Raw genomic sequence first — 12,040 nt, forward strand, 5'->3', positions numbered from 1 at the left:
GTGTTCTATTTTCGCGAGGCAGTGCGCAGCTGCGCCAGCAGCAGGTGCGCGGTCGACACGTTGGTCGCGCACGCCACGTTGTGGACGTCGCAGGCGCGCACCAGCGCGTTGATATCCGGCTCGTGCGGCTGCGGCGTCATCGGGTCGCGCAGGAAGATCACCGCGTCGATCTCTCCTTCGACCAGCATCGCGCCGATCTGCAGGTCGCCGCCGAAGGGGCCGGAATGCTTGCGGTCGATGGTCAGCCCGACCTCATTGGCCAGGCGCCCGCCGGTGGTTCCGGTCGCGGTCAGGTGGCAGCCGCGCAGGAAATCCACATACTCTGCGGCCAGCGTAATCATGTCGTCTTTTTTCATGTCGTGCGCGATCAGCGCGATGCGAGGCTTCATGCTTGCGTTTCCGTTTGTCGTTGTTGATCAGGACTGCTACTTCTTCATCGACAGCATATAAATGCCGCTCAAAACCATCCCAGTGCCTGCCAGCTGCACGGCGGTGATCGGCTCACCGAGGATCAGCGCGCCGAGGAACAGCGTCGACACGGGGCCGACCATACCCGCCTGCGAGGCGGTGGCGGCGCCGATGCGCCGGACCGCGTACATCGTCATAAACACCGGAAAGATAGTACAGAAAATACCATTGACGAGCGAGAGCCAGTAAACCGGCATAGGCTGCACCAGCATGCTGGCGGGGCGCAGCAGGAAAAACTGCGCGATGCAGGCCACGCTCGATACGCACATTGCATACGATACCAGGCGCAGGGTGCCGATGCGCTTGACCAGTTCACCGCAAAACAGCAGGTACAGCGCGTACGAGATGGCCGAGCCGAGCACCAGCAGCGAGCCGATGACGGCGTTGCCGGCGCCGCCCTGCAGGTCGTGCACGAACACCAGGATAATGCCGCAATAGGACGCGGCCAGGGCGGCCCACTCGATGCGGCTGATATGGCGCTTCAGGAACAGCGAGGTAATCAGCAGGACGAAGGTGGGCGTCAGGAACAGGATCAGGCGTTCGAGGCCGACTGAGATGTACTGGAGGCCGAGGAAATCGAGGAAGCTGGACAGGTAGTAGCCGATCAGGCCGAGGCCGAGGATACGCCAGCGGTCGATGACAGGGAGCGGCGCCTCGGTGCACATCTTCCACACCGCGATGGCGAGGAAGAACGGGAACGAGAACAGCATGCGGAAGGCGATCAGGGTGACCGCGTCGATGTGGTAGCGGTACAGCAGCTTGGCGACGACCGCCTTGGTGGAAAACAGCACGGCGCCGCCGATGGCGATCGCCAGGCCCGCGACCAGCGCCGGGCGTGGGATTGTGTGCTGGCCCGAAGCTGTTGCGTTTTCGTTCATAGCGGACATTGTAGAAGCAATCCGCCAAGCCCGCTGACGGCCGGCAATTTCCACTGACCGATTTGAAATCTTTCTTAAATCGGGGTCAGACCACCATTTATGAAATCTTTTGAAAATGGTGGTTTGACCCCTGGTCTGACCCTGGTCTGCCCCCCTGGTCTGACCCCGATTCTTGAAAATGGTGGTCTGACCCCGATTCTTGCAAGTTTTTACGCGGCGGCGTATGGACGGGGGCGAAAATCTGGAAGTGTCGCTATGGTAAAATGCTGGCCACTCTTGCATACCGTCTAAGGAAGACTCGACATGGCTGGACACAGCAAATGGGCCAACATCAAGCATAAGAAAGCGGCGACCGATGCCAAGCGCGGCAAGATCTGGACGCGCCTGATCAAGGAGATCACCGTCGCGGCCCGCATGGGCGGCGCCGATATCGCGTCCAACCCGCGCCTGCGCCTGGCCGTCGACAAGGCTGCCGATGCGAACATGCCGAAGGAAAACGTCACGCGCGCGATCCAGCGCGGCTCGGGCGGCCTGGAAGGCGTCAACTATGAAGAGGTCCGCTACGAAGGCTATGGCATCGGCGGCGCCGCCATCATCGTCGACTGCATGACCGACAACCGCGTCCGCACCGTCGCCGAAGTCCGCCACGCTTTCAATAAATACGGCGGCAACATGGGCACCGAAGGTTCGGTCGCGTTCATGTTCAAGCACTGCGGCCAGCTGATGTTCGCGCCCGGCGTGGACGAGGACAAGCTGATGGAAGCAGCCCTCGAAGCCGGCGCCGAAGACGTGATCGCCGACGATGAAGGCGGCTTCGAAGTGCTGACCGGCCCGCACGATTTCGCCGCCGTGAAAGAGGCGCTGGAATCGGCCGGCTTCAAGGCCGAAGTGGCCGAGATCATCATGAAGCCGGCCACGGAAACCGAATTCACCGGCGAGGACGCAGTCAAGATGCAGAAGATCCTCGACGCCCTCGAAAACCTGGACGACGTTCAGGAAGTCTATACCAACGCCGTCATTGAAGAATAATCCCCCTATGAAAATCCTGGTAGTCGGCTCTGGCGGCCGCGAACACGCCCTGGCCTGGAAACTGGCCCAATCCGAACGCATCCAGATGGTGTATGTCGCCCCTGGCAATGGCGGTACCGCGCGCGATGTTCGCCTGCTGAACGTCGACATCACCGATCCCCACCAGCTGGCGGACTTCGTCGTGGCCGAGAACATTGCCCTGACCGTGGTCGGCCCCGAAGCGCCGCTCGCTGCGGGCATCGTCAACCTGTTCCGCGCACGCGGCCTGAAGGTGTTCGGCCCTACCCGCGAAGCGGCGCAACTGGAAAGCTCGAAGGACTTCGCCAAGGCGTTCATGGAACGCCACGGCATCCCGACCGCGAAGTACCAGACTTTCTCGGACGCGGCGCAAGCCCACGCCTACATCGACGCCAACGGCGCGCCGATCGTGATCAAGGCCGACGGCCTGGCCGCCGGCAAGGGCGTGGTGGTGGCGATGTCGCTGGAAGAGGCGCATGCCGCGGTCGACACCATGCTGCTCGATAACCGACTCGGCGACGCCGGCGCACGCGTCGTGATCGAGGAATTCCTGGCCGGCGAAGAAGCCAGCTTCATCGTCATGTGCGACGGGAAGAATATCCTGCCGCTGGCCACCAGCCAGGACCACAAGCGCCTGAAGGACAACGACGAAGGCCCGAACACCGGCGGCATGGGCGCGTATTCGCCTGCCCCTATCGTCACGCCGGCGATGCATGCGCGCGTGATGCGCGAGATTATCAACCCGACCATCAACGGCATGGCCAAGGACGGCATCCCGTTCACCGGTTTCCTGTACGCCGGCCTGATGATCGACGCGGCCGGCAACCCGAAGACGCTGGAGTTCAACTGCCGCATGGGCGACCCTGAGACGCAGCCGATCATGGCGCGCCTCAAGAGCGATCTGGTGACCATCATGGAACACGCGGTCAACGGCACGCTGGACGCCGTTGAACTGGAGTGGGACCGCCGCACCGCGGTGGGCGTGGTGATGGCCGCAGGCGGCTATCCGGACGATCCGCGCAAGGGCGACGTCATCGACGGCATCCCGGCCGAGACGGCCGAATGCGTGACCTTCCACGCGGGTACCAGGCTGGCCGACGGCCAGTTGCTGACCAGCGGCGGGCGCGTGCTGTGCGTCGTCGGCCTCGGCGACAGCGTCAAGATGGCGCAGAAGCAGGCTTACGAGACGGTCGACAAGATCCACTTCAACGGCGCGCAATTCCGCCGCGATATCGGCTGGCGCGGCTTGAAGCATTGATTGGTTCGGCGCCAGCGACTGCCGCGAACGCCGCCCCCCCGCCACTTCGCTTGAACAGGGCGCCTGGGATATCCCGCAGCGTCCTGCTGGCCATTTTCCAGGCGAAGTCTGGATCAGCGGCTCCCCACGATCTCGGCCTGTACCACCACCGGCAAATGGTCGGACAGATAACGCCCGTCGCGCGAATCGGTCAGCGCCGCATACTTGCGCACCTTGACCTGCGCGCTCACGAAGATGTAGTCGATGCGACTCTCAAGCGGCGCATCGATCCGGAAACCGTTGAAGGTACCGGCCGGGCCATAGGGAGGCGTCGCGCTGGAAAGGTAGGCGTCCCCGAGCAGGGTTTGCATGGTACGGATTTGTTCCGTATCCGGCGTCGAATTGAAGTCGCCCGCGCAGATCACCGGCTCTCCGCCTGCGATCTCGCGAATCTTGCGCAACATCAGCTTGGCCGATTCGCGCCGCGCCAGTTCGCCCTGGTGATCGAAGTGAACCGAAAAAAAGAAGAAGCGCCGGCCCGTATTTCTGTCGTGTAGCTGGGCCCAGGAGACGATGCGCTTGCAGCAGCTTGCATCCCATCCGAGCGACGGCCGGTCGGGCGTCTCGCTCAACCAGAAGTCGCCCGAACGCAGCAGCGAAAAGCGGCTGCGCTTGTAGAAAATCGCCGCGTGTTCCCCGGCATGCTTGCCGTCGTCGCGGCCGGCGCCGACATAGGCGAATTCCTTCATCTCGGCCAGGTCGGCCACTTGATCGGGCAGCCCTTCCTGAGTGGCGAACACGTCGAAATCGTGATAGCGGATCAGGCTCTTGACCAGTTCCTTGCGCTTCGGCCAGGCGTTGATGCCATCTTGCGCCACATTCAGGCGCAGGTTGTAGCTAGCCAGGTTGAACGTTGCGGCCGGCTGCCCGAAGGCGGCGGGCGGCAGCAGGGCCCAATACAGCAGGAGTACCAGCTGCATGCAGGTCTTCATCAGGCGGCCCGCGGCGCCGGTGCGTTGTTGTACAACCCTGCATACTTCAGGCCAAAATACAGAATGAAGGTATAGCATGCGGCCGGCACGAAGAACGACCATTGCAGCCCGATATGGTCGGCCAGGTAGCCCTGCGCGAATGGCACCAGGGCGCCGCCCACGATCGCCATGCACAAGATCCCCGACGCCTGTCCGGTGAATTTCCCGAGCTGGTGCAGCGCCATGCTGAAAATGGTAGGAAACATGATCGAGTTGCACAGTCCGACCGCCAGGATCGCCCACATGGCAAGCTGGCCGCGCGCGAAGATGGCGATCAGGATCAGCACGATCGAACATGCCGCATTGAATGCCAGCGTCTTGCCCGGGCTAAGGTAGCGCATCACCGCGAAGCCTGCAAAGCGGCCTACCATCGCCCCGCCCCAGTAGAAGCTGACATAGTGCGCGGCCGCCGCATGCGTGAGCCCTGCAATCTCGGGCTCGCCCAGGAAATTGATCAGGAAGCTGCCGATGCTCACTTCGCCGCCGACATACACGAAGATGCCGATCGCACCGAGCACCAGGTGGCGGTGCGCCAGCAGGGAGGACTTGGCCGTGGCGCCGTCACCGGCATCGTCGGCATGGTTGATTCTCGGCAGGCGGGCGAACGCGAACATCAGCGCCAGCACCAGCAGCGCGGTGGCCAGCGCCAGGTATGGTCCTTGCACGCTGGCGGCCTGCGCGGCGCGCTGCACTGCCTGTTCGGCAGCCGGCAGCAGCGCGATGTCGGCCGGGGGCAGGACGCTGCCCGACAGGATCAGGATGCCGCCGAGGGCTGGGGCCACGGTGGTGCCGAGCGCGTTGAAGGCCTGGGTCAAGGTCAGCCGGCTGGATGCCGTCTTCGGGTCGCCCAGCACGGTCACAAAGGGGTTGGCCGCCACCTGCAGGATCGTGATGCCGGCGGCAAGCACGAAGAACGCCAGCAGGAACACGCCGTAGCCTTCGCGCGAGGCCGGAAAGAACAGCGCGCATCCGGCCGCCGCGATCATCAGCCCGGCGACCGCGCCGTTCTGGTAGCCGATCTTCCTGATCAGCATCCCGGCCGGCAGCGACACGATGAAATAGGCCCCGAAGAAGCAGAACTGCACCAGCATGGCCTGCACATAGCTAAGCGTATACACCGCTTTCAGGTGCGGGATCAGCACGTCGTTGAGCGAGGTCAGCAGGCCCCACATGAAAAACAGGACGGTGATGATGATGAGCGGCCCTGTATTACCGGCGCTGCCGGCCTGCTGGCCCGCCGGCAGGCTCGCCTGCAAACGATGTTCCATGTCGAGGTCTCCTTGTATTGGATCAACTGCCTTCGCTGGCGCGCCGCGTGATGTCGGCCAATATCGGCGAGCAAGCGCGGGCCGTCGCAATAAGGCGTCACTTTGGCTCGCCGCAGGCCACGGCGTCATTGTCGCCGGCGGCGCCGCCGACGACTTCTATGTTGGCGAATGCGGCCGTGAAGGCAGCTTCGCTGGCCACGCTGAACGCCGTGTCGATGCGCTCCAGGTCGGCACCCTTGGCCGTAAAGCACGACAGGGGAATCTTGAGCGTCTGCTTGCCCTTCCCGGCCAGCCGTTTGAAGACGGCCGTCAGGTCGACCGCGGCGCCGCCCAGTGCTACCGTCACGATGCCGTTCGGCGCCGCGCTGACGATGGTGTCGAACTTGAGCGCACCGTTCGTGGCGGCGAACGCCGGCAAGGCCGCCGCCCTGGCGGAACGGGCTTCGAGGCGCGCCGGGCCGCTCCATGTCAGCAGCTTGCCGTCTTGCTGGGTGTTGACCTGCGTGGTCTCGACCTTCACCGTTGGCAGGGTGACGACGCGATTCAGGTCGGCCCCCAGGGCGACCCGCTGCTCGCCGCTGGCCACGAACAGCGGCCAGGTCGCGCGGTCAGCCTGGTTGAACACGGGGTAGGAGGTGGTGACACCACAGCCGCCGGCGGGATACGCCTCATCGAGCTTGCCGACCTTGGCCGCGCGGCCGTATTTCAGGCCGTAGCCAAGTGCAAACAGCGGCGCATAGTCCTTGTCGCCCGGGTTCAGGCTGGACTGGCAAACTGTCTTCGGCCACGAGAACGACAGGCGGCCCGAGAAGCCGCGCCCGGCCTTTCCGCCGGCGTTCCTGAACAGCACGTCGGCCACGCCCTTGCCTTCGGAACCGGGCAGCCAGGCAGCGACAAAGCTGTCGGACAGGTTCATCAGGTCATTGGTATACAACGGACGGCCGGCTACCAGCAGGGTGACAACCGGTTTGCCCTTGCCGGCAACCGCCTGCAACAGCGCCAGGTCTTCCGGATAACGGCTGCTGTGGCGCAAGGTGCCGGACGGGCCGATGTCGCCGGCGCCCTCCGCGTACGGCGCCTCGCCGATGACCGCGATCACCGCATCGAATTGCGCTACCTCGACGCCGCCGGCGTCGGCGCTGTAGACCACGTTGGCCGCCCCGGCCGCTTCCCTGATGCCGGCCAGGATCGTGTCGCCGTTCGGGAAGTCGCTGTTGCGGTTGTCGGTGCCTTGCCAGGTCAGGCTCCAGCCGCCGGTCTGGTTCGGCATGCTGTCGGCGCTCTTGCCCACCACCAGGATGCGCTTGCCGCGCGCCAGCGGCAGCGCGCCGCCGTCGTTTTTCAGCAGCACCAGCGATTCGCGCACCGCCTGGCGCGCCAGCGCGCGCTCCTGCAATGCATCGGCCTTGCCGGCGTAGCTGTTTTGCGATGGCGTCTTGTCGAACAGGCCGGCGCGCAGCTTGACCCGTACGATGCGCGTCACCGCATCGTCGATGCGCGCCATCGGGATCTGTCCTTGTTCCACCTGCCTGATCGTGTTGGCGATGAAAGCCTTCCAGTCGTCCGGGACCATGACCATGTCGATACCGGCATTGATCGCCTGCGGGCAGCTGGCGTTGCTGCAGCCGGGCACCTGGCCGATGCCGTTCCAGTCCGAGACCACGAAGCCGTCAAAGCCCATCTTCGTCTTCAGCACGCCGGTCAGCAGCGCCTGGCTGCCGTGCAGCTTGCCGTAGTCGATGCCTGCGCCGACATCATGCCAGCTGTTGTAGGAGGCCATCACGGTCTGGGCGCCGGCCGCCAGTCCGCTGTAATAGCCCTGTCCGTGGATGTTGATCATCTGTTCGAGGCTGGCCTTGGTCACGCCCTGGTCCTTGCCATGCTCGGTGCCGCCGTCGCCCATGAAATGCTTGGCGGTGGCGACCACGTTGGCGTCCGAGCCGAACTTGCCTTGCAAGCCGCGCACGTAAGCGCCGGCATATTCATTGACCAGCGCGCCATCTTCCGAAAAGCTTTCGTAGGTGCGGCCCCAGCGGTCGTCGCGCACCACCGCCAGGGTGGGCGCGAACACCCACGCAATGCCGGTCGCCCGTACCGCGCGGCCCACTGCCGCGCCCATTTGCGCAATCAGCTTCTTGTTGCGCGCGGCGCCCAGACCGATATTGTGCGGGAACAGGGTCGCACCGTACACATTGCTGTTGCCGTGGATCGCATCGATGCCCCAGATGACCGGCACCTTGTACGCCATGTCGGTCGCCATCGAGGCCTCGTGATAGCGCTCGGCCAAGGCCAGCCATTCGGCCGCGGTGGCGTACTTGTTCCCGTTCGGCCAGCTGCCGCCGCCGTTCAGTACCGAGCCGATGTAGTACTGGCTTACCTGGGCCGGCGTAATCTGCTTGATCTCGGGCTGGGTCATCTGCCCGACTTTCTGCTGCAAGGTCATGGCAGCGACGATCCTGGCCGCACGCGCTTCAAGCGCCGCGTCCTTGCCGATCGCGCTATTCACGCGCGGCCAGTCGGCGAGCGGGGCGCCAGTGGCGCCGGCGGCAGGCAGCAGCATAGCGGCTGCGACGAGATAGGTATTCATATGCATGGCGTGTATCCGGAGTTGAAGGGAATGCCGGCGCCACAGGCGCCGGCATCCGGGGACAGCTGTTACAGCTTGTAGTTCACGCCAAGCAGCACCTGGCGGCCAAACGTGGTGTAGCGTTCCGGCGCATACGCACCGTTCGAGAACCCATCGCCCTGGCGGGTCTGGTACGGTGCGTTGTTCAGGTTGTTGACCTGGAGCAGGAACGACAGGCCTTTGTACTGGCCCGTTTCAATCGCGTAGCCGAGCTGGATGTCGACCTGCTTCTCGGCCAGGATTTCGCTGAACGAACGATCCGTGAACAAGCCCGTTACTTCGCCGCGGAAGGCCGAGCGGTAACGCCGGCTGACGCGCGCCGACACGCCGTCCTTCTCGTAGAACAGGGTGACGTTCGAGACCACGCCGGACAAGCCTGGCAACTTCTGCCTGGTGCCCGGGCCGTTCGGCGCGATCGAGCTTTCGGTGTTCGAGGCGCTGCCCAGGATACCGAAGCCGTCAAGCGCATCCCACAACATGCCGGCTTCGAGCGAAGCGCTCAGCTCCACGCCGCGGACCATGCCGCCCTCGCCGTTGGCCGGCGTGTTGAGCGTGCCGATCGGCGAGACCGGCGTGACCTGGCTCAGGTTTGGGAAACCGGTGAAGTCGAATTCCTGCTTCTTGTTGTAGATGTAGCTTTCGAGCTTCTTGTAGAACAGGGCCGCAGCGAGGTAGCTGCGCTTGCCGAAGTACTTCTCGGCCGACAGGTCGAAGGCATTCGCGCGCCATGGCTGCAGTTCAGGATTGCCACCCTCGCCGCTCCACAGGCGCTTGGTCATGTCGACGCCGGCCGAAGCGCCCGCCTTCAGGCTGTCCATCCGTGGGCGCGCCAACGCCTTGGCCGCGCCGAAACGCAGGTAGGCATTCTTGCTCATCGCGTCCAGGTCGAAGTTCAGGTTCAGGCTAGGCAGCACGTCGGTATAGGAAGTGCCGCGCACCAGTGCGCCGGTCTTGCCGTTGACGTTGTTAAAGCCGAGCGAGGACTGGTCGGTGTAGATCACCTGCAGGCCCAGGTTGCCGCTCACCGGAACCGCGCCGAGCCCGGATTGGATGCCCAGCTTGGCGTACGCGGTCGAGATTTCCTCGCTGATGGTGTAGTCGCGCTTCCAGATGTTGTTGTTGCGGTCCGGGACCTGGTCGTAATATTTGGCCAGGACACCCAGCACGTCGTAGCTGAGGACGGCGGGGATGCCGGCAAAACCGAGCGAGGTGGACGGCTGGATCAGGTCGGGCGAGACCGTGACAGGCGCGCGTCCGTTCTTCAGGTTGTAGTCGTTCTCGATGCCGGTACGTGTCTTCTCTCGCTTGGAATAATTGGCGCCAGCCTCGATGCGGCTGAAGATGCCGTCCAGCGAACGCGCGCCGCTCAGCTTGAGCGAGGAAAGTTCGTCCTTGACCGACGGACGGTTCAGCAGTGCATCGCGGCCCCAACCGGCCGGGTCGAGCAGCTTGATGACGTTCGGGTCGGCGTAGTTAAAGCCGGTCGTAAAGGTCGGCAGCCCGGCCCCGGTCGGAATCTGGAACTTGAAATTGTCCTTGATCGCCCCGCCGGTCGACAGGCCGGCGTAGGTTTCCAGTATCCGCTCTTCGCGCTCGGCCTTCGAGTGGCTCAGGTCGCCTTCGAGGGCCCACTCGCTCAGGCGCAGGCGGTTGTTCCAGCCCAGTGCATACAGCTGGTCCTGGCGCGTGTTGAAGTCGTTGCGCACGACCGGCCTGAGGCCGGTCACGGTGCCGCCGGTCAGCATGCGGGTGCCATCGATGGTCTCTACCACTGGATTGGCGTAGCCGACGTTGTCCCACTGGTTTGAACTCCACATCATGCCGCGCATCGTGCGCTTCTGGTCGAACTCGGAGTAGTACAGGTCGACCGAGCTGCGGAAGGCCCGGGTCGGCCTGTACTCGAGCACCGCCATCAGGCCATCGCGCACCTGCTCGCTGGAAGTGGCCGTGACTTCGGCGCCCTTGAGGCCGATCACGTCCTTGTTACCCGTCGGCAGGTTGTTGCTGTCGCCCCACCACCACGACTTGTATTCGCGCTGCTGGCTCGGGGAGTCGAGGTGAGCGTAGCCGAGCGCGAGGCCGACCGTGTTGTCGAGGAACTGGTCGACATACGAAATGCTCAGGCGCTGGCCGCGGCCCGGCGTGTTCGAGTTCAGGGCGCCGTTCGAATTCTTTTCGATCCGGCCGTTGAGCGCAATGGTGCGCCCGCGCAGGTCGAGCGGACGCACGGTTTTCAGGTCGATCGTGCCGGACAGCCCCTGGCCCATCAGGGTCGCATCGGGGGTCTTGTAGACGGTCACGCCGTTGATCAGTTCGGAAGGATACTGATCGAATTCGGCGCTGCGGTTCTCGCCTGTGCTGACCAGTTCGCGGCCGTTCATCAGGGTCGCGGCAAAATCGGGCGCCAGGCCGCGGATCGAGATGACCTGGGCGCGGCCTTCGACGCGCTGCGCGGTCAGGCCCGGCATGCGGGCGATCGACTCGCCGATGCTCACGTCGGGCAGCTTGCCGATGTCTTCGGCCGTGATCGCCTCGACGATCGAATCGGCGTTGCGCTTGACCGCGATCGCGCTCTCGATACTGGCGCGGATGCCGCTCACCACGACGGTCGGTATCACGTCATCGGCCTGCTGGGCGGAGGCGCCGCCCGCCATCGTCAGCAATACCGCGCAAGCGGCCGCGATCGGCGTGATACGCATTCCTGGCCGGCACTGCTGGTGCATGCCCGTGTTTTCTGTTCCGGACGCTTTCATGGTTTCCCTGTCTCCCCTGTTGGTTTTCGATTGTTATGTGTGCGTGATGCGGCAAGAAAAGCGCTGCTGCGGCGCTCGGCAAGTTCGGATTGGAAACGTTCCCAATTTGCTTTAAGCGATATTGCTATCGTGAGAAATTTTTGTCAATAAAAAATATTTAATGTAGAGGAAATGACACAAGCGCACTTCAGGCCGGCGGCCCCGCGTCCCCCCTCAGGAAGGCGCGATACCACTTGCCGCTTTGCTTGAGGGTCCTGCGCTGGGTCGCGAAGTCGACATGGGTCAGGCCGAAGCGGCGCGTGTAGCCCTCGGCCCATTCGAAATTGTCGATCAGGCTCCATGCGAAATAGCCCTTCAGCGGGACCCCCTGGGCGAGCGCCTCGCGCGCGGCCGCCAAGTGCCGGATCAGGTAGTCGCGGCGCTGCACGTCCTGCACCTCGCCGTCGGCGGCCGGCACATCGTCGTAGGTCGAACCGTTCTCGGTGATGTAGATGGCACCCGGACAGTAGTCGCGCTCGACGCGCTGCAGCAGGGTCGTCATGCCTTCGGGCGCGACTTCCCATCCGAACGCGGTGCGTTCGACGTTGTCCGGCGCGACCACGCGCGCCTGCATCGGCCCGGCGCCGGGCGCATGCGCGACCACCTCGGGGAAGTAGTAGTTCACGCCAAGGAAATCGGTAGCCACGGCGATTGCCTGCATGTCGCCTTGGCACACGGCCGGCGCGGCCGCGC

General features: G+C 64.1%; 9 protein-coding genes. 2 read left to right on the forward strand and 7 right to left on the reverse strand.

The genetic code is table 11. The features are described from left to right. Nucleotides 1-5 precede the first annotated feature (5 nt). Nucleotides 6-389, reverse strand: a complete 384-nt coding sequence (locus D3872_RS03905) for a methylglyoxal synthase (protein ID WP_119809566.1) — start codon at nucleotides 387-389, stop codon at nucleotides 6-8. A gap of 36 nt (nucleotides 390-425) precedes the next feature. After that, nucleotides 426-1,346 carry a DMT family transporter gene (locus D3872_RS03910; protein WP_119809567.1) on the reverse strand — a complete coding sequence of 307 codons (921 nt, stop codon included), beginning with the start codon at nucleotides 1,344-1,346 and terminating at the stop codon, nucleotides 426-428. A gap of 303 nt (nucleotides 1,347-1,649) precedes the next feature. Between D3872_RS03910 and D3872_RS03915 the strand changes: the two genes are divergently transcribed. Continuing rightward, nucleotides 1,650-2,375, forward strand: a complete 726-nt coding sequence (locus D3872_RS03915; RefSeq protein ID WP_119809568.1) for a YebC/PmpR family DNA-binding transcriptional regulator — start codon at nucleotides 1,650-1,652, stop codon at nucleotides 2,373-2,375. A 7-nt stretch (nucleotides 2,376-2,382) separates the two neighbouring features. Beyond that, entirely contained in the window at nucleotides 2,383-3,651 is a 1,269-nt protein-coding gene (gene purD, locus D3872_RS03920) for a phosphoribosylamine--glycine ligase (RefSeq protein WP_119809569.1), read from the forward strand. A gap of 113 nt (nucleotides 3,652-3,764) precedes the next feature. Here purD and D3872_RS03925 read toward each other — a convergent pair whose 3' ends face one another. From D3872_RS03925 to D3872_RS03945, 5 genes are all read right to left on the reverse strand, one after another. Beyond that, nucleotides 3,765-4,610, reverse strand: coding sequence for an endonuclease/exonuclease/phosphatase family protein (locus tag D3872_RS03925; RefSeq protein WP_220476876.1), 846 nt, complete (start codon nucleotides 4,608-4,610; stop codon nucleotides 3,765-3,767). A gap of 11 nt (nucleotides 4,611-4,621) precedes the next feature. Further along, on the reverse strand, nucleotides 4,622-5,929 hold the full coding sequence (locus D3872_RS03930) for a sugar MFS transporter (RefSeq protein WP_119809571.1): 1,308 nt from the start codon (nucleotides 5,927-5,929) through the stop codon (nucleotides 4,622-4,624). Between the two features lie 97 nt (nucleotides 5,930-6,026). Then, entirely contained in the window at nucleotides 6,027-8,522 is a 2,496-nt protein-coding gene (locus tag D3872_RS03935) for a glycoside hydrolase family 3 protein (protein WP_119809572.1), read from the reverse strand. Nucleotides 8,523-8,584: 62 nt separating this feature from the next. Continuing rightward, nucleotides 8,585-11,254: a TonB-dependent receptor gene (locus tag D3872_RS03940; protein ID WP_229459147.1), complete on the reverse strand. Its 2,670-nt coding sequence runs from the start codon at nucleotides 11,252-11,254 to the stop codon at nucleotides 8,585-8,587. 241 nt (nucleotides 11,255-11,495) lie between these two features. Then, nucleotides 11,496-12,023, reverse strand: coding sequence for a family 1 glycosylhydrolase (locus D3872_RS03945; protein ID WP_274381683.1), 528 nt, complete (start codon nucleotides 12,021-12,023; stop codon nucleotides 11,496-11,498). Nucleotides 12,024-12,040: the final 17 nt, after the last annotated feature.

Source organism: Massilia cavernae (assembly GCF_003590855.1).
GTDB classification, from domain to species: Bacteria; Pseudomonadota; Gammaproteobacteria; order Burkholderiales; family Burkholderiaceae_D; genus Telluria_A; species Telluria_A cavernae.